This is a genomic window from Flavobacterium sp. HJJ (assembly GCF_015351475.1).
GTDB classification, from domain to species: Bacteria; Bacteroidota; Bacteroidia; order Flavobacteriales; family Flavobacteriaceae; genus Flavobacterium; species Flavobacterium marginilacus.
The window spans coordinates 205,778-224,494 of record NZ_JADKPR010000006.1; the positions used below are offsets into that span (position 1 = coordinate 205,778).

An 18,717-nucleotide genomic window follows, 5' to 3' on the forward strand; every position below is an offset into this window, starting at 1 on the left:
CAATCTAAAAACCTCTTTGTCTTTTCGCTTCAAATATCAAAATAGCGGCTGCTACCGAAACATTCATACTGTCAATTTCACCCTGCATTGGGATAATAATATTTTGAGCTGCCATATCACGCCATTCCTGTGTAAGGCCTGTGGCTTCAGTTCCAACAACCAATGCTGTTGGCGATGTATAATCCTGGGTATGATAGGAAGTAGAATTTTGCAGCGTGGCACAATAAAAATTAATGTTCCGCTCTTTCAAAAAAGCAATAATTTCGGAAGTAGTTCCTGTTGCAATCTGGTTGGTAAACAAACAGCCAACGCTTGAACGAACAACATTAGGATTGTACAAATCACTTTTTGGATTGGCTATAATCACGGCGTCAAGATTTGCTGCATCAGCTGTACGCAATAATGCACCAATATTCCCTGGTTTTTCTGGAGCTTCCGCAATAAGAATCAGCGGATTTTCGGATAACTGTAAGTCGGATAACTGCATTGATTTGGCTTTGGCTACTGCCAAAATTCCTTCGGTGGTATCTCTGTATGCCAGTTTTTGATAGACTTCTCTGCTGATTTCAATTAACTCGGCATTATCGGATAATTTTCGGGTTTCGGTTTCCGGGTATACTTCGGGTAAAAACAAAACCGTTTCTATTACGTATCCGCCTTTCAAAGCCAGCGAAATTTCTCTTTTCCCTTCAATCAAAAATGTTCCTGATTGTTTACGGGCTTTTGCTTTTTCCTGTAATAAGACCAAAGATTTAATAAACGGATTTTGTATGGAGGCGATTTGTTTCAATGGAAAAGATGCTTAGTTATGAAGTGCTAAGGTACTACCATTTTTTAAATTCTAAAAACCTCCTGATTGAAACGGTATTGACTAGAAATATGTCAGAGCAATTGTTATGTAATTTGTGTTGAAAATTTTGTTCTGTGTAAGCAGTTTTATTTTATGAATACTGATCTATCTGCAATCTAAAATCTAAAATCTGCAGTCTGAAATTTTTACAAAATCCCCCTTGCTTTGATTTCTAAATATTTATTAATGGTGTCCAAAGTCAGATTTTGCGGCTGGGTAAGGACAGAATAAATACCGTATTTCTTAAGTTCGTTGACGATTAATCTTTTTTCGAATGCAAATTTTTCGGCGATTACCTTGTCGTATACTTCTTGAATATTTTCGGCTTTTTTGATGATGATTTCGTTGAGTTCTGTGTTTTGAAAGAAAACTACAACCAATAAATGATTTTTTGCTATTCCTTTCAAATAAGGAAGCTGCCGATGCAGAGCGTCCATCGTTTCAAAATTGGTGTACAAAATAATCAGACTCCTTTGATTGATGTTTTTTTTGATGTCCGTGTACAAACGGCTGAAATCACTTTCAAAAAAATCAGTTTTGATGTTATATAAGGTTTCCAGAATTTTGTGCATTTGCGAAGCGCGCCTTTCAGCAAAAACCCGGTTTTCTACTTTTTTCGAAAAGGCAAACATTCCTGCTTTATCCTGTTTTTTCAAGATAACATTCGATAAAACCAAGGTGGCATTGATGGCATAATCCAGCAGACTTAGTCCATTAAATGGCATTTTCATTACACGGCCTTTGTCAATAATCATATAAACTGACTGCGATTTTTCGTCCTGAAACTGATTGACCATTAGTGCATTTTTCTTGGCCGTTGCTTTCCAGTTCAGTGTTCTTATATCATCTCCCTGATTGTATTCTTTGATTTGTTCAAATTCCATTGTGTGGCCTATCCTGCGGATTTTCTTGATGCCGTATTGAAACAAATTGTTAGAAAAAGCCATCAGGCTGTATTTTCGTAACTGAATGTAGGATGGATATGTCGGAACTATTCTTCCGTTATCGAATTGAAACCGTCTCGAAATTAAAGATAGAGGAGAAGAAACGTAGATATTCAAATTCCCGAACGAATATTCGCCACGCTCAGTGGGGCGCAGATAATACTGGATTTCGTTTTGTGAAGCCGCTTTTACTTTTCGTTTGATTTCAAAATTGCGGACTTGGAACTGGAAAGGGATTTCGTCAATTATTTTTACTGAAACAGGGAAAGTATAAAAGTTTTTGATATTGACTCTGATTTCATTTTCATCGCCGTTTGATAGTTTTTCAGACATAATCCGTGTCCCCTCAATACCGTCTTTTGCAAAAAACAGAATTATGATATCCAGAACTAAAAAAGTCAATAGAACCAACAGCACATACCAAGCGGCATTGTACAAGGCCGGGAAAATAAAGGCCAAAATGAACAATCCCATAACGCCCAAAAGCGCATAGAAAAAGAAATTGTTGATGTATAAATTTTTTATTGGTTTCATAATTTTTGGAATCTGGAAATCTTGAATTAATTGTGTATTTGCTTAACTATATATTCCATTATTTGATTATTTCCATTCAAAAAGTCCTGATAAGTATTGTGAATTTCTATATCTGGAAATAATGAATTTTCTTGATTTTTTGCTTTATCCGGTCTTTCAGCATATACGTAAGACAAAGAAATAATCTTCTTGGTATTTGGTAATTTAAATGCTGAACCAGCAGTTTGAGTAGTTGGTTTATTGCCTAATGGTTTACCGACAATTACGGCTAAATGGTTATCTGCAATTGTTGTTGCTAAAACCTGTCCTGCACTAAATGTTTGAGGCCCAATAATGAGGTACACTTTTCCTTTAAATTTAGGTATTGTTTTATCGAGAAAAAAAGGACTATTTTCTTTGGTAATATCTTCAAAATAGGGCTGGTTGAATAGCTTTTCTGTAATATTTACTTCTCCTTTTGGTAAATCTGTTTGATACTTTGCTTTATATAAAGCATTGTAATTTTTATAATCATTTTTTATTTGGGTTTTAAAATATTCCGAATTGTTTATATATTCCTTGAATCCAACGGGTTCATTTTCTGTTAAATACCAAATAAGTTGTTTTCCGAGTCGTTCGTCACCTCCAGTGTTATAACTCAGATCAATGATGAGATTATCAATTTTTTGTTCTTGTATTCTTTTAAAAAAAGATTGGAGGAATTCGCCAAAATTAGCATTCCTGACGTCTTTGTCTATGAAAAGTTTAAGAGCAATGGGTTTGGTGATAAAATTCGTGTAATTGCCTATTTCTGATTTAACACTTACATAATCCAGACATTTATTCATTTGCAAATAGGCAAAATTTTGGCTCTTGGAAATTGAGTCATAAAATCCATTGTTTTGTTTAAATGTAAATCGATATTTTGGTTTTTGTGTTTTAACTTTGTATCCTTTAATTATTTTTTTTTCTTTATCATTTAATGTAAAATTGGAAATTCTTCCATTATTATTTTCAACTTCAAAATTTAACTTTTTATTATTTTGTGTAATTACGCCAATAGCTTCCCAATAGGAAGGGAAACAATAAGAATAATGAGAAAGAAATTGAAAGTATTTCCAATGTTCATTTTCGCCACTTTCAAATTCAATTATTTTTTGTTCTATTACTTTAATTGGAATATTGTTGATTGAAATTATTTTTTTTCCAATTATTGTACTGTCAACTTCCTTGTCAATATTTCCAATAACCCAACTTTCTTTTTCCTTATAAAGTCCTAAACCATATATAGTTTTGTCATATTTATTGAAATTTATTGAATAATTTGAATGACCATCTTTAAGTGTGGAAATAAATTTTTTGAGCAATATGTCAAATTCTTTCTCATTTACTGTTTGTGATGCTTTTGTTATAAATTGATTTGATTTTTCGTCAAAATCAGGTATTTTATTGTAAAGTCTCGGATAGGCTTCTTTTATAATAGCTACGGTGTAAAGCGCATCTTTATGAAAGTCTGAAAATGAATTAAATCCAGCTGATTTTTTATAGTCAGTTTTGGGTGTTTTTACAGTCATTTTTTGCAAACTCTGCCTGCTACAAGAAGCCAATATAAAACAAAGTATAATTGAAACTAAAAGGGATTTTTTATTCATTGGGTTGTTCGTAAAGATTAAATTTTTACAAACTCTGTCAAAGTTTTGAACTTCGACAGAGTTTATAGTGTTTTTACTACCTCGGAATCTCCACGCTCTCCAATATTTGCTTGACAATTTCGATGCTCGTAATTCCTTCCATTTCACGTTCAGGAGTTACAATCACACGGTGCTGTAAAACAGGGATAGCTGCTTCCTTAATATCTTCCGGAGTTACAAAATCACGGCCCCGTATAGCAGCAAAACCTTTGGCAGCGTTTAAAATAGCAATCGAAGCACGAGGCGAAGCACCAAGATATAAAAAGGCGTTTTCACGAGTGTTAACCACAATTTTAGCAATGTATTCCAGCAGGTTTTGTTCTACAATTATTTGTTTGACCAATGTTTGGTACTGCTTAATTTCTTCCGATGAAAGCAGGGTTTTAATATTGTCCAGTTTGCCTTGGTTCTGTAGTAAATGTTCTCTTTGGATTATGGCAATTTCTTCGTCTATTTTTGGATATTCGATAGAAATTTTGAATAAAAAACGGTCTAATTGTGCTTCTGGCAAGCGGTAGGTTCCTTCCTGTTCAATTGGATTTTGGGTTGCAATAACCAAGAAAGGCGTGTCAAGAGCATAGGTCACGCCATCAATTGTAATTTGGCGTTCTTCCATAACTTCAAAAAGGGCTGCCTGAGTTTTTGCAGGAGCACGATTGATTTCATCAATCAAAATCAAGTTGGAGAAAATGGGTCCTTTTTTGAATTCGAATTCTGATTTTTTCAGGTCAAAAACGGAAGTTCCTAATATATCAGAAGGCATTAAATCAGGTGTAAACTGAATCCGGCTGAATCCAATGTTTAAAGTCTTGGACAAAAGTTTTGCTGTAATCGTTTTGGCAACGCCCGGAACACCTTCAAGCAAAACATGACCATTGGACAGGATAGCGACCAGCAGCTGATCAATCATTTTGTTCTGCCCCACGATAACAGTTTCGAGTTCTTGTTTAATAGCATTGATACTGTTTAAAAGCGGTTCCAAGTTGATTCGGGATTGAAAATTTACGCTTTCGGTCATATTTTCAGTTGTGGTTATATCTTCCATATATTTCTTTAATTATGTTGCTTTTTTGGCAGAGCGGTTAATGATTTTGCGGTTTTTAGATTTTTGGGCAGGTTAATTTAATTCAGTATTTTTTCTATTGCTGCGTTAATATGAATTAAATCGGATTCAACACTCAGGTAATTGCTTTTTCGGTATAAATTAATCAAATACACCGCATTTTGAATGCTGGCTAAGTCTTTCCCTGATTTATGGTGCAGTTTTTTGATAAAATCATCATCCAGCTTATTAGTGTCAATTAAGTATTCGTTTCGGATTTTTTCCAGAAAATAAATGATTTTTTTGTCGATAATATTGTTGTGATCTCCTTCCTGATAATACAGATTTCCGATGGTTTTTGTGAAATCAACCGTGGTATTGGTCAGCGGTTTGATAATAGGAACAACTCTTTGTTTTCGTTTGGCATTGAAAAATATGAAAACAAGCATCCCGATAAGGAAAATATACCAAGCCCATCTGAGTGCCGGCTGGCTTAGGATATACCGCATAGGAGAGTTTGAAATGACTTCTCCATTTTGGTCTTTGATGCTCCAAAACACGTTTCCTTTTGGAATATAGGATAAGACTTTTTCTGCATATTCGTGATGATTTCCTTTTAATAAATGAAAATTTGTAAACGCAACAGGCTGTGTGTGCAGGTAAAAATCACCGTTTTTATACTTTACTTTTATAAAATTTACTCTGGCACTATCCCCATTTTGATAGCCTAAAACAGTAGTGTTCAGCGTGTCGATTTTTGAAAAATAATTATTGTTAACGCCTTCAATGATTTTATACTTTTGAGTCCCTAATTTTTTATTGGCAACCCAGTTATAAATGCTGTCAGAATATTTATACTCACTGTCCATTACTAGATTCAGGCTGTCCAACAAGGAATTCGGAATGGTTTCCGAACTGATAAAAGCGCTGTTGCCCTGTCTTACAAAAGAACAAATTGTGTTTATTGACTGGTCGTCCAAATTTGAAATTTTGGAAATGCTGACGAAAGTTCCTTTTTTCTTGTTGCTGGATATCAGTGTGTCAAGATAAGGATCGCTGTCAAAATACTCATAAGGGGTATTGCTGAATTTTTCTATACTTTGATTTTTCAAAAGTGAGCCAATTTCATTGTCAAAAACATACATTCCATAAGGGATTTTATCCTTTATGGAATAGGTAGGAGTCCAATCAATAGGTTTGGGACGATTAATATCAATGACAACAATAGCCACTAGAAGCACAGCTAAAAGGAAGATATATATTTTTAGTGTTTTACCCATTGCTGACTTTTTTTATAGATTTCTCGAAAGCACTTCGGGTTTTTTCAAAAGTGCTGTCGTCCAGTTCGAATTCGCCATACCAAATGTTGTTATATAAATATGACAAATAGGCAAAATCCTCTTTTTGGGCTTGGTTCTTTATTTCATAAAGATAATCGGAGTTTGTTTTTTCTATATCCCATTCGATGATTTGTCTGTCGGACATTTTTTTAAGCAGCCAAAGATAATAGTATCTTGCTGTCAATCTTTTTTCACCTGATTCTAAACTGCTTTGAATGAGTTTTTCGAAATCTGCTAGATGCAGGTTTTTCTCTATTTCATCATAATTAATTATTTTTTTATCTGAGTTTTTACCAAAAACCCATTGTCCTTCATTATTCATTATCGCTTTTACAATCATATAAATCACTGTAATAACAACGGCAATTGCGATTACTCTTATAAGTATATCTACTAAAAGCGAGGAAGTTTTATTGTCACTTATGCTAAATAATTTTTTTAAAAAATTGGAGAGCCATTCCTTGAAACGGTCCCAGGCATTTTTTTCTGGAGTTTTGAATTCATATATAAAATCAGTATCAGTATACTTTTTTTTGAAATTTTCAGGGAATGATTTTGCTGTGACAGAAGCAGTATCTATTACAATATCTTTTTCTGTGAAAATAATTTTTTCTTTTTTGGCTGCAGCCAATGAATCTTTTGCTCCAGCATTGAAGTAAAAGAAAAAGAAAATTAATAGAAAAAATTTATTCAACGTCTGTGCCAATTAAATCAATTTGGTTATTAGTGGTGTAGTTTTGAGTGTCTTCATGCAGACTATAATAAATAAGTCCCTGATTAATCACAATGAAATTATTAAATATATAACTTAATACTACCGAAAGTACCATTATAACCGTCATAAGAATTCCTAAAGTAGAAAAATTTTCAGCTTGTGAACCTGCGTTTTGTGACGAAACGAACATTGAACCCATCATAAACATATAGGGAACAATAGTGATTATTCCCTGAATAATCTGAACCAGCATCATCATTAAAAAAGTAGTGCCTACAATGGTCCAGAATTTTAGTTTCAGCAGATAATATCCATTTGACAATGCTTTGAAAAAACCTACGTCATTTAGAATATAATCATGATACGAAAGCATTATCCATGAAGAAAAACCAATAATGGCAATGAAAACCAATGGAATTCCGATGAGGATAAAACAAAGCAGTATTAAGACACCAAAAATAATGAAAGCTAGAGGCACTATGACAAAAGCGGTTCCGAATAAAAAGGCAATCATTTTTCCAATATTTTTCTTCAATTCATTAATGATTTCCTGCGTAGAAAAATTGGTGTGATGCTCTTTTTCAAATAATTTCAAATAAACAATTGGGAAAGTAATATTGAGCATCGATAAAATAGCGATCAGTATAATAGCTGTTATAAAGCCTCCCAGTACAAGAAAAATATTCTCACTTATGAAATTGGAAAGATAGTTCGGATTATTAGCAAAATTATTTGCATTGGAAAAAAGTACTTCCGTGTATATTTTGGAAATAAAATAGATCAAAACCATTAGTATCATTAAGAAGATTCCGTTTATGATAAAAAAGTTTTTGAAAAAATGTTTTCCAAACGTTTTGAAAAAAGTAATTGTGTCGGAGAGATTGTCGCTTAAATTGCGTTCTTTGTAAAGTTCAAACATGAGGCTTATTGGTTTTTTTGTGAATTATAAATGGATAAATCAAATAGTAAAAGGAAATAATAGATAAAGTAAACAAAATAATAAAACTGCTCAGCCAGTTGGGCATATCGATAGAATAACGGGTGATGAAACCTTCCAGAAATCCTGCAGCTATGGTAAAAGGAACAGTGCTTAGCAGTATTTTGAAACTGTTCTTGAAGCCAATTTTAAATGAATTCATTCTCGAATATGTTTTTGGGAATAAGATAGAGGCTCCCAGAATGTAACCTGCAGCGGTTTCTATTACAATTCCAAAAATTTCCATGGCACCATGAATCCAGATACCTCGGACACTTTTCCAGAAAACCCCCTGCTGAAAGAAAAAGTATTGAAACGAACCCAGCATAATGGCATTCTGCAATGAAATATAAAAAGTGCCAATGCCTCCAAAGATTCCAAAAATATAGCACATCATTCCAACACGCAGGTTATTGACGGTGATACCAATAAAACTGCCCCAATTGCTTCCTGATTTATAAATAGCAACCGGATTTCCAGCTTTGATATTTTCCAGGGTTTCATTGACGTAGCCATCTCCAAGAATTAATCGGACAAAATCAGCATCGTATCTGGCAGAAACTGTTCCAATAAAAACAGTCACAAAAAAAAGTAAAAAAGCATAAACCAGATACCTACGGTATTCATAAATAATGAGTGGTACTTCGGTTTTGAAAAAATAAACCAATCTATTGCTTTCAGTGCGCTTGGTCTTGTATATCTTTTGATAAATGCTGGACGCTAGGTAGTTTAAATAAACAACCGTTTTGCTTTTGCTGTAATAAGTCTGGGCGTATGACAAATCATTCATTAATTGAATGTATAAATTTGCCATTTCATCAGGATTTTTTTTAGCTTTACCAAAAATAGCCTGCTCAAATTCAAGCCATTTGTTTTTGTTCGCTTTTATAAATGCAATTTCTCTCATCAAGTGCTAAAATAGGAATTATGTCAGAATTATCTATAAACACAACACAAAATGTTATAATAAATTTTAAGGCAGCTTCTGTTGGCGAGAGAATGCTGGCTAGTCTGCTGGATTTTGTTGTTAAAGCGGCCTATGTTATTGTTGTCGCATATGTCTTTTTTAATCTGCTGGGTATCTCACGAATCATGGACAGAATGGATTTTTGGTCTGGTTTTGCAATATTGATATTGTTTTTTTTTCCTGTAATGATCTATTCCGTGACACTGGAAAGTATTTTTGAAGGACAGACCATCGGTAAGAAAATAGTAAAGATAAAAGTCGTTAAAATTGACGGTTATCAGGCCAGTTTTGGAGATTATCTTATCCGTTGGCTTTTTAGAATCATCGAAAACAACATGCTTGGCGGATTAATTGGATTAGTATCAATATGCATCAGTAACAAAACCCAGCGAATGGGCGATATGGCAGCAGGAACAGCTATTATAACACTGAAAAACAATATATCAATCAATAGTACAATATTAGAGGAAATAGGTGAAACCTATGTGCCTGTCTATCCATTGGTTATTAAGCTGTCAGATAATGATATGCGGATTATAAAGGAAACTTTTCTAACTGCCGAAAAAAATAATGATATGGAAACCGTTTTAAAATTGTCTCAAAAAATTCAGTCGGTTACAGGTATTAAAATGCAGACGAATAATCAAATTGAGTTTATAAGAACCATTTTGAAAGATTACAATTTTTATACTCAAAACATGTAGTCTTTAAAGTTTTAAAATTCAACCTCCAAATATGTTTCACTTACTCGACATCATAGGAACAATGGCATTTGCAATGTCTGGAGCATTAGCTGCTATGAGTAAAAAGCTGGATCCGTTTGGCGTTTTTATCATCGCATTTGTAACTGCTGTCGGGGGCGGGACCCTGCGTGATGTCATGATCGGGAGAACTCCAGTAGGATGGATGCAGGATCCGACATATGTATACGTAATTGTCTGGGGATTTATTTTGGCAATTATATTTAGAAAAAAATTAGATAGACTTCGGACCTCACTCGCTTTATTTGACACCATCGGATTAGGAGTTTTTACTTTAATTGGAATCCAAAAAGGAATTGATTATCATCTTCATCCCGTTATCTGCATTGCGCTAGGGACTATGACCGCCTGTTTTGGCGGTGTTACCCGTGACATTTTATGCGTCGAAATTCCGGTAATTTTCCGTAGAGAAGTCTATGCAACGATTTGTATTTTTGGCGGAATCGTATTTTTTGCCCTTCGAAAAATGAATGTAGAAAATGACGTGCTGTATCTCGCCACATCATCCATAATTATCATAATCCGTCTGCTGGCCGTAAAATACAAATGGCATCTGGCTCCTTTGGAACATAAATAATAAATTCAGATATTTAGTCTGAAATCGATATTCTGTTTTTGTCAATTAAAAATTGTATTAGGTTTTTCTCCATTACTATTTCGAATATTGCCCTAATTGTGTACTTTTCCAGTCTTTAATATTCAAAGGTGAAAAATTATAGCGTAAGGCAATATCAGGAAAGTGATTATGACGGCTGGAATACTTTAGTAAGTCAAGCAAAGAATGCCGCTTTTTTGTTTCACCGCGATTTTATGGAGTATCATAAAGACCGTTTTGAGGACTACTCTTTGATGATTTACAAAAACGAAAAGCTTGTGGCAGTTTTGCCAGCCAATAAATCAAGAGAGTTTGTTTATTCACATCAGGGCTTGACTTACGGAGGTTTGGTTTACAGAGAGAATTTAAAGTTAGCTTCGGTAATACTCATTTTCAAAGCGGTTTTATTCTATTTGAATGAAAATAAAATTGCCAAAATCCAGATAAAAACTATTCCGCATATCTATCATAAAAAGCCAGCCGAAGAATTAAATTATGCATTGTTTTTGGCCGAAGCTCAATTAATCAGAAGAGATACATTGGCAGTAATCGATTTGTCCAAACCCTATCAGTTTTCAAAAATAAGAAAGCGCTGCATTCAAAAAGGAAAAAATAATGGTTTAATCATAAAAGAAGAGATTGATTTTGAACCGTTTTGGAATCAGGTTTTAATCCCTAACTTAGAAGCACGTCACCAGGCAGAACCTGTTCACACTCTTACTGAAATTAAATTGCTGAAAAGTTTATTTGATAAAAATATACGACAGTTTAATGTGTATTATAATAATGAAATTGTAGCAGGAAGTACTATTTTTGAATCAGATAATGTGGCGCACTGCCAATACATTTCAAAATATGAAAAGCAGGAAAATCTCGGAAGTTTAGATTTTCTGTATAATCATTTAATAAACAATGTATTTGCCCATAAGCGTTTTTTTGATTTTGGAATATCCAATGAAAATCATGGAAAAATGCTCAATAATGGATTATCGTATTGGAAAGAAAGTTTTGGAGCAAATATGATTATTCATGATTTTTATGAAGTAGAAACGGTTCATTTTTCTAAACTTGAAAACGTATTAAAATGATCAGATTTCTAGACTTAAAAAAAATAAATGAACGGTATGAAACCGCTTTTCAGGAAAAACTGAAATCGGTATTGGACTCGGGCTGGTATATTTTAGGAAAAGAAGTTCAGGAGTTTGAAGCTAATTTTGCAAGCTATTGTGGCGCAAAGCATTGTATAGGTGTTGGAAATGGTCTGGATGCTTTGGTTCTGATTTTTAAAGGGTATATCCAATTAGGAAAATTGCAGAAAGGTGACGAAGTAATTGTTCCTGCCAATACTTATATCGCCAGCATACTTGCTATTCTTCAGGCTGATTTAGTACCGGTTTTAGTTGAGCCAAAATCGGAAACTTACAATATCAATCCTGCTTTAATTCAGGAAAAAATAACATCAAAAACCAAAGCCATTTTAGCTGTCCATTTATATGGACAATTAGCAGAAATGGATGTTATAAACGAAATCGCAGAACAAAATAATTTAATTGTTGTAGAAGATGCTGCACAATCTGCGGGAGCAATCTGCAATCAAAAATCTGCAATCAAAAATCTGCAATCAAGCGCAGCGTATAGTTTTTATCCGAGTAAAAATTTAGGTTGTTTAGGAGATGGTGGAGCTGTTATTACTAATGATACGGATTTAGCGAAAGTCATTAGAGCTATGCGGAATTATGGTTCGGAAACTAAATATCAAAATGATTTTATTGGTGTTAATTCAAGACTGGACGAACTGCAGGCCTCTTTTTTAAATTTGAAATTACCCAATTTAGATGCAGATAATGAACGACGAATAATAATCGCAAAACGCTATTTGTCTGAAATTAAAAATGGAAAAATTATTCTGCCAGCCTTGTCATTGAGAGAAATAAAGAAATCCCATGTTTTTCATCTTTTTGTCATTAGGACCAAAAACAGAGACGATCTGCAAAATTATTTAGCAGCAAATAATATTGAAACAATGATTCATTATCCAATTCCGCCGCATCAGCAGAAGTCTTTTGAATCTTGGAATGATTTATCTTTTTCTATAACTGAAAAGATTCATCAGGAAGTGCTGAGTCTGCCCATAAGTCCTGTCTTAACAGCTGATGAAGTGAGTTTTATCATCAGGATTTTAAATCAATATCAATAAGTAGTGTCTGATAGTAAAACTTCATATCAGCAGATTCTAAAAACAGCTTCTCTTTTTGGAGGAGTACAATTTTTCACAATTATTTTTTCGGTGATACGGACCAAATTAATAGCCATATTTATCGGTCCTGCCGGGATGGGAATTATTTCATTGTTAAATTCGACGCTATCGGTAATCAGCAGTTTTACCAGTTTAGGAATTGAAACCAGCTCTGTAAAGCATGTTTCCGAAAATTATATAAAAGCTGATATAGATTCTGCAGCACCGATAGTTACGGCTATAAAAAAACTGGCAGTAATTACTGGAATTTTTGGAACTGTAATTACTCTTGTTTTGTCAAAATGGTTAAGTATATTGACTTTCGGAAATTCTGATCATACCTTTTCATTTGTTTTTCTTTCGGTGACTTTACTGTTGAAACAGCTGGCGTCCGGAGAACTTGTAGTCCTGCAGGGATTGCGGAGAATGAAACTTTTGGCGCAGGCTAATTTCTACGGAAATTTATTTGGATTATTATTCTCTGTTCCTTTTTATTATTTTTTAGGAATAGATGCCATTCTTCCAACTATTATTATAACATCGTTATCAGCTTTATTCTTCGCTTTTTTGTATTCTAAAAAAATAAAATTTAAAAAGATTATTATACCAAATAAAGAATGGAAAGCTGAAGGAAAAAGCATTGTCCGGCTTGGAATAATGATGACGGTGAGCAGTCTGTTTACTTTGTTAGCGGCTTATTTAATTCAGGTTTACATCGGGAAACAGGGAGGTTTGGAGCAGGTGGGATATTATAATGCAGGTTTTACACTGCTGAATTCTTATGTAGGAGTTATTTTTACGGTAATGAGCACGGATTATTTTCCAAAATTAGCAGCTGTAAATGATGATAATGTAAAAGTTAGAAACAGCGTTGCTGAGCAGTCATTTGTATCCATTCTTATTATCACTCCAATAATAATTTTATTTTTGACATTTATTCCGCTTATTGTGAAAATTATTTACACGCCAAAATTTAATGCAGTAATACCAATGGTGTGTTTTGGGATATTGGGTATGTTGTTTAGAGCCGTTTCATGGTCTATGGGGTTTGTGCTGCTGGCTAAGGGAGATTCGAAAATGTTTATTAGAACTGCTGTTGGATTTAGTATTTTGTCTTTTGCTTTGACTGTTTTCGGTTATTACTTTTGTGGTCTTGAAGGTGCAGGATTTAGTTTCTTTGTTTACTATATTATTCATTTCATTGCACTTAAAATAATTACCAAAAAGAGATATAATTTTTATTTCGACTCCGATTTTTATCTCGTTTATTTTATCTGCTTCGTGATGTGTGCGGTTACTTTTTTGTTAAGATATTTGGGCGATCCAATTTTAAAGTATAGTCTGATGTCACTTATGGTTTTGATGTCGCTGATTTTTGTGTTATTTCAGATTAATAAAAAAGTAGAATTGAGAAATTTTTTAAATTCAATACTAAAAAGAAAAAATGACTGACAGTTTGAAATTTTATTATCGAAAATTTAAAAAAGTCTTTAAGAAACTGAAGCTTTATTATTCAGTAAACTGGACAAAAACACTGTATTTTAATTTTAAAAAATTTCCTTTCAGCATTGCAAAAAAACTGCCAATCTTTTTTTACGGAAGTGTAAAGCTTACTTGTATTAAAGGGAATTTTGAAATCCAGGGAAATATTAAAAGAGGTATGATTGGCTTTGGCCAGCCTTATGAAATGAATACACGGCATAAAGGAATAGCCGAAATTAATATCGAGGGGAAAGCTGTTTTTAAAGGGCATGTACAGTTTGGCAAGGATTATTTTATCTTCATCGGAGGTGATGGATATTGCGAATTTGGTCATATGTCATCATTAGGCTCAAATGCAAAATTAGTCTGTTTGGAGAAAGTAATTTTGGGGAATTACGCTCGTTTTGGATCTGAATCTCAAATAATAGACACTAACTTTCATCCAATGTTTGATACCGAAACAAAGGAAAAATTCGATATGAATGGTCCAATTTTGATTGGGAATTACAATTATGTCGGGAGCAGGGTTTCTGTTATGAAAGATACAGTAACACCCAATTATTGTACCATTGCATCGAATAGTCTGTGTAATAAAGATTATACTTTGTTTGGAAGCAGCATTCTCATTGGAGGTATTCCGGCAGGTTTGATTAGAAAGAATATTTCAAGAGATTGGGAAGGCGAAAGAGAACTTTTAGATCAATCCTTGATTGTTTAATTTATTGGTTTCAGCTTAGCTTTCCCATGTTTTTAAATATTTCTCCGCAACTTTTATATAATCATGCTCTTTTTCTATAAAAGCTCTGGCTCTTTTGCCAATTTTTACAATCTCTGATGGATTTTCGATTAAAAAAGACAGCTCTTTCACCAGATAATCGACATCAGGAATAGCATTTACACATACTCTTTCGCTAATATTGTAATGTTCTGTAAATTCATTTTCGGCACCAGTAAAAACTACTTTTCCTTTTGCCATGGCTTCGAGTGCATTGTAGCCTTGGTCACAGCAGTATAATTGATCCAGCATAATATGTGCTTTGTTGTAGAGTTCAATATAAACAGGATAGGGAATGGTATTGACAGTGATGATTTCTACTTTATCTTTAAATTTTTTCTGGATTATTTCTAATGCTTTTTCAAAGAACACTATGCCCTTTTGATGATAACTCCATTTGTTAATACCAAGAAAAATAATGACTTTATCTTCGATAATTAATTCTTTGAAAACTAATTTTTTTGTGTTTACTGGACACGGAATAAAGCCGGAATAATTAGTATTGACTTTATTGGCTTCAACATAATCAAAATCGGAAGCAATAATTCCGTTAAATTTTTCTTTTATAAAATGATGTATTTTGATATGATTTTTATCAAAATAATCAAAAAAAGGTTTGAATTCTTTATCTTGTTTTGGATTTTGAAAATAAGGCTGCAGGATTGATTTTTTCGATTTATTTTCGATATAAAACTTTAATGTAGAATAGTCAATTCCGGTGGAAACCATATAAAGTTTTTTGTTGGTTTCGTATATTTTATTCATTAAAAAAAGTTCAAACTTTTTGGGAGTTTTTATGGAAGCTTCGTTGATAAACTGTACGACATCAAAATTCTTTAATTTTGGAAGGAAAAAATAAAAGCGGATACCTGTTTCGATGCTCGCAAAATCAAAATTGAAAATACGGTAAATTGCTTTTCTGGGAATATTAAGTAATTTGATAGTGAGCCATTTGGCTTCGTAGTTATGATCTGTTGCGTATTCTTTGAAACCATCTCTATTGGCTGTCAAAATAACTTCATGACCAAGCTCTATCAATCCTTCTTTCAAAGAATTGTGTAAAAGACTGTATTCGCCAATAAGTAGAATCCGCATTAGTGTTATATTTGAAACGAAAATAATAAAATGAAAATGATATTACCCGAAAAAAAATATAAAATAGCTTTAGTCGGGTATCGCTTGAGCGGAGGCGGAGGCGATAAAGTGATGGCCAATCTGTCTCTTTTTTTTGAAAAATCGGGTATTGAAATCCATAATATAATCGTTTTAGATTCTGTAGGCTATTGCTATTCCGGCAGGCTTATTAATTTAGGCCAGCTTAAAAATGATTCGAATGGATTTGGCAATAAATTGAAGCGGCTTCTTTTTTTGAGACAATATTTAAATGAAAATAAATTTGATTTCATCATTGATTTTCGTCCTAGAAAAAAGGTTTTTCAGGAATTAATTATAGCCCGGTTTATTTATAAAGCTAAAACTATTTTTACGATTCATAGTTTTTTAATTGATTACTATATTCCTAAAAATGTCTGGCTGGCGAAATTGATTTATAAAAAAAGTTATGCAGCAGTAACGATTGTAAATCAAGTTCAGGAATTGATCGAGAATCAGTATCATTTGAAAAATGTTATAACAATTCCCAATCCAATTAATTTAGATGAAGTAAATGAGCGCAGTAATGAAATCATTGCTGTTGATTTTGAGTATATAATAGCTGTTGGGCAGTATGAAAATTCCATAAAACAGTTTGATAAATTGATTCAGAGTTATGCAGGTTCTATTCTGTCAAAAAAAGAAATTCATCTTATCATTTTAGGAAATGGAAATAGAGAAGAACTTGAAAAAACTGCAAAAGACAATGCTGTTTATGAGTATGTGCATCTTTTAGGCTTTCAGGATAATCCATATAAATATTTAAAAAAAGCTCTTTATTTGGTTTTGAGCAGTCTCAACGAAGGATTTCCTAATGTGATTCTTGAAGCATTGGCCTGCGAAATTCCAGTTGTGGCTTTTGATTGTGAAACCGGACCTAGTGAAATGATTATTCATGAAAAAAATGGTATTTTGGTAGAAAATCAAAACTTTAAAAAACTAACCGAAGCAATAAATTTATTAATAGAAGATAAAGACTTGTATCTTTTTTGTAAAAAAAATGCATTAGAGAGTATTCAGCATTTTTCTTTAGATAAGATTGGAAAACAATGGCTGGATTTAATGCAGATTAAAAAAAATGAAGGAAATGAGTAAAGAAATACAGTTGTTTAAAATCCCCGTTATTGAAGATATTCGAGGAAATTTAGGCGTTATAGAAAGCGGTTTCCTGCCATTTGAATTCAAGCGGGTTTATTATCTTTTTGATGTGCCCAGTACAGCTTTTAGAGGCGGGCATTCGCATATCGAGCAAATGGAGCTTCTTGTTGCTTTGAGCGGGAGTTTTGAAGTAACCATTCATGACGGCAGCAGTAAAAAAAGCTATTTGTTGAACAAACCCAATATTGGTTTGTTGATTCCTAATGGTTTTTGGAGAGAGCTTGAAAATTTTTCTTCAGGAGCAGTTTGTCTTGTTTTGGCATCAGATGTTTTTGATGAAGAGGATTATATTAGGGATTTTGATGAATTTTTGGCATCAAAAAAATGAAAATTTTATACATAACACCTGATATTACAGACTCTGGCGGGATTTCCCGTGTTATTTCTTTGAAGACAGATTATTTAGTGTCCAATTTGGAATATGAAGTTTGTATTCTTTCCGTAAATGATTCTTATCCCGATTGTTTTTACGATTTTAATCCTGCAATAAAATGGTTTAATATTAAAAAATCTAAAAATCTATTCTTTTTACAAAGTTATATTCGTTCAATAAAAAAGATAATTTCCACAGAAAAACCAGATGTCATAGTAATTTGTGACGCTGTTTTATGGCTGTTTATTCCGTGGTTTGTAAAAACGGACATTCCAATGGTTTTTGAAACCCATTTTTCAGTTTCTTTTGAAAAAGTAAAAAACAAAAGTTTATACACTAAGTTTCGGGCTGAATTGGTTCATTTCATTAAGCAGAAAACAATGGAGAAATTCACTTGTTTTGTGGCGGTAACCAATGAAGAAAGTAAAGAGTGGAATGCAAAAAAAAATATTATTATCTCTAATCCCGTGAGTTTTTCGGTTGCAGAAAAAGCGGATTTAGTTAATAAAAAAGCAATGTCCGTTTGCATGAATCCATATATTAAAGGTCTTGACAGATTGCTGTTGGTCTGGAGTAAAATAGTTGAAAAACATTCTGATTGGATCCTGGATATTTATGGAAAATGGGAACTTAATTCTGAATATCAAAAAATGGCTGATACTTTAAATATTTCGGATAATGTGAATTTTCTTTTGCCAACCAAAGATATCCAAAACAGCTACAATCAATTTTCTATTTTTTTAATGACTTCCAGATCCGAAGCCTTTCCTATGGTATTGCTCGAAGCAATGATTTCGGGTGTTCCTTGCATTGCTTATGATTGTCCTTCCGGTCCACGAGCAATTATTAAAAATGGAGAGAATGGTTTTTTAATAGAAGACGGAAATGTAAATTTTTTTGCAGAAAAACTGGAATTGCTTATTGAAGATGAGAATCTGCGGTTTCAGATGGGGAAAAGAGCCAAAGAAAGTGTTGCTGTTTATGATTTGGAAATAATTATGAAAGAATGGCAGAATTTTTTTGAAAGCCTGCGCTAATTCTTTTATTGATCTCAAATAGAGTTTAAAACTATGCACTTTCAGTGCATCTCGCTTTAGCTTCTAAAAAAATTTTTGCCACCGATTCACAGATTTTAAAATCATTTTTT

18 protein-coding genes are annotated in these 18,717 nt (G+C 33.1%); 9 read left to right on the top strand and 9 right to left on the bottom strand.

Annotation, left to right across the window (positions count from 1 at the left end):
- Nucleotides 1-4: 4 nt before the first annotated feature.
- From IRZ80_RS07220 to IRZ80_RS07255, 8 genes are all read right to left on the bottom strand, one after another.
- Nucleotides 5-790: a TrmH family RNA methyltransferase gene (locus IRZ80_RS07220; RefSeq protein ID WP_194640873.1), complete on the bottom strand. Its 786-nt coding sequence runs from the start codon at nt 788-790 to the stop codon at nt 5-7.
- Between the two features lie 206 nt (nt 791-996).
- Nucleotides 997-2,328 (bottom strand): DUF58 domain-containing protein, encoded by a 1,332-nt coding sequence (locus IRZ80_RS07225; RefSeq protein ID WP_194640874.1) that lies wholly within the window; start codon nt 2,326-2,328, stop codon nt 997-999.
- 26 nt (nt 2,329-2,354) lie between these two features.
- On the bottom strand, nt 2,355-3,881 hold the full coding sequence (locus tag IRZ80_RS07230) for a S41 family peptidase (RefSeq protein ID WP_194640875.1): 1,527 nt from the start codon (nt 3,879-3,881) through the stop codon (nt 2,355-2,357).
- 154 nt (nt 3,882-4,035) lie between these two features.
- The gene (locus tag IRZ80_RS07235) at nt 4,036-5,043 is read right to left on the bottom strand and encodes an AAA family ATPase (RefSeq protein ID WP_194640876.1); all 1,008 of its coding nucleotides are present in this window, start codon (nt 5,041-5,043) and stop codon (nt 4,036-4,038) included.
- 77 nt (nt 5,044-5,120) lie between these two features.
- Nucleotides 5,121-6,320 carry a DUF4350 domain-containing protein gene (locus IRZ80_RS07240; protein ID WP_194640877.1) on the bottom strand — a complete coding sequence of 400 codons (1,200 nt, stop codon included), beginning with the start codon at nt 6,318-6,320 and terminating at the stop codon, nt 5,121-5,123.
- Nucleotides 6,313-7,074 (bottom strand): DUF4129 domain-containing protein, encoded by a 762-nt coding sequence (locus IRZ80_RS07245; RefSeq protein ID WP_194640878.1) that lies wholly within the window; start codon nt 7,072-7,074, stop codon nt 6,313-6,315. Before IRZ80_RS07245 ends, IRZ80_RS07240 begins: the two co-directional genes overlap by 8 nt.
- Nucleotides 7,067-8,014 carry a hypothetical protein gene (locus IRZ80_RS07250; RefSeq protein ID WP_194640879.1) on the bottom strand — a complete coding sequence of 316 codons (948 nt, stop codon included), beginning with the start codon at nt 8,012-8,014 and terminating at the stop codon, nt 7,067-7,069. Before IRZ80_RS07250 ends, IRZ80_RS07245 begins: the two co-directional genes overlap by 8 nt.
- The gene (locus IRZ80_RS07255; RefSeq protein WP_194640880.1) at nt 8,007-8,978 is read right to left on the bottom strand and encodes a stage II sporulation protein M; all 972 of its coding nucleotides are present in this window, start codon (nt 8,976-8,978) and stop codon (nt 8,007-8,009) included. The genes IRZ80_RS07250 and IRZ80_RS07255 overlap by 8 nt, the downstream gene beginning before the upstream one ends.
- A 20-nt stretch (nt 8,979-8,998) precedes the next feature.
- On the opposite strand from IRZ80_RS07255, the gene IRZ80_RS07260 reads away from it, so the two are divergent.
- The 6 genes from IRZ80_RS07260 to IRZ80_RS07285 all read left to right on the top strand — a co-directional run bounded on the left by IRZ80_RS07260 (nt 8,999) and on the right by IRZ80_RS07285 (nt 14,830).
- Complete coding sequence (locus IRZ80_RS07260; protein ID WP_194640881.1) at nt 8,999-9,742, top strand: RDD family protein; 744 nt, start codon at nt 8,999-9,001, stop codon at nt 9,740-9,742.
- A 31-nt stretch (nt 9,743-9,773) separates the two neighbouring features.
- Nucleotides 9,774-10,376, top strand: coding sequence for a trimeric intracellular cation channel family protein (locus IRZ80_RS07265; RefSeq protein ID WP_194640882.1), 603 nt, complete (start codon nt 9,774-9,776; stop codon nt 10,374-10,376).
- A 128-nt stretch (nt 10,377-10,504) separates the two neighbouring features.
- Entirely contained in the window at nt 10,505-11,482 is a 978-nt protein-coding gene (locus IRZ80_RS07270; protein ID WP_194640883.1) for a GNAT family N-acetyltransferase, read from the top strand.
- Nucleotides 11,479-12,591, top strand: a complete 1,113-nt coding sequence (locus tag IRZ80_RS07275) for a DegT/DnrJ/EryC1/StrS family aminotransferase (protein WP_194640884.1) — start codon at nt 11,479-11,481, stop codon at nt 12,589-12,591. Before IRZ80_RS07270 ends, IRZ80_RS07275 begins: the two co-directional genes overlap by 4 nt.
- 3 nt (nt 12,592-12,594) lie before the next feature.
- Nucleotides 12,595-14,082, top strand: a complete 1,488-nt coding sequence (locus IRZ80_RS07280) for an O-antigen translocase (RefSeq protein WP_194640885.1) — start codon at nt 12,595-12,597, stop codon at nt 14,080-14,082.
- On the top strand, nt 14,075-14,830 hold the full coding sequence (locus IRZ80_RS07285; RefSeq protein WP_228520831.1) for an acyltransferase: 756 nt from the start codon (nt 14,075-14,077) through the stop codon (nt 14,828-14,830). Before IRZ80_RS07280 ends, IRZ80_RS07285 begins: the two co-directional genes overlap by 8 nt.
- A 15-nt stretch (nt 14,831-14,845) precedes the next feature.
- Here the strand turns inward: IRZ80_RS07285 and IRZ80_RS07290 are convergent, their stop codons facing one another.
- Nucleotides 14,846-15,982 carry a glycosyltransferase gene (locus IRZ80_RS07290; protein ID WP_194640886.1) on the bottom strand — a complete coding sequence of 379 codons (1,137 nt, stop codon included), beginning with the start codon at nt 15,980-15,982 and terminating at the stop codon, nt 14,846-14,848.
- Between the two features lie 30 nt (nt 15,983-16,012).
- On the opposite strand from IRZ80_RS07290, the gene IRZ80_RS07295 reads away from it, so the two are divergent.
- The 3 genes from IRZ80_RS07295 to IRZ80_RS07305 are packed head-to-tail and all read left to right on the top strand — an operon-like array spanning nt 16,013 to nt 18,607.
- Nucleotides 16,013-17,134 carry a glycosyltransferase gene (locus tag IRZ80_RS07295; protein ID WP_194640887.1) on the top strand — a complete coding sequence of 374 codons (1,122 nt, stop codon included), beginning with the start codon at nt 16,013-16,015 and terminating at the stop codon, nt 17,132-17,134.
- Nucleotides 17,118-17,525, top strand: a complete 408-nt coding sequence (locus IRZ80_RS07300; protein WP_410504217.1) for a sugar 3,4-ketoisomerase — start codon at nt 17,118-17,120, stop codon at nt 17,523-17,525. The genes IRZ80_RS07295 and IRZ80_RS07300 overlap by 17 nt, the downstream gene beginning before the upstream one ends.
- Entirely contained in the window at nt 17,522-18,607 is a 1,086-nt protein-coding gene (locus IRZ80_RS07305; RefSeq protein ID WP_194640889.1) for a glycosyltransferase, read from the top strand. The genes IRZ80_RS07300 and IRZ80_RS07305 overlap by 4 nt, the downstream gene beginning before the upstream one ends.
- Nucleotides 18,608-18,717: the final 110 nt, after the last annotated feature.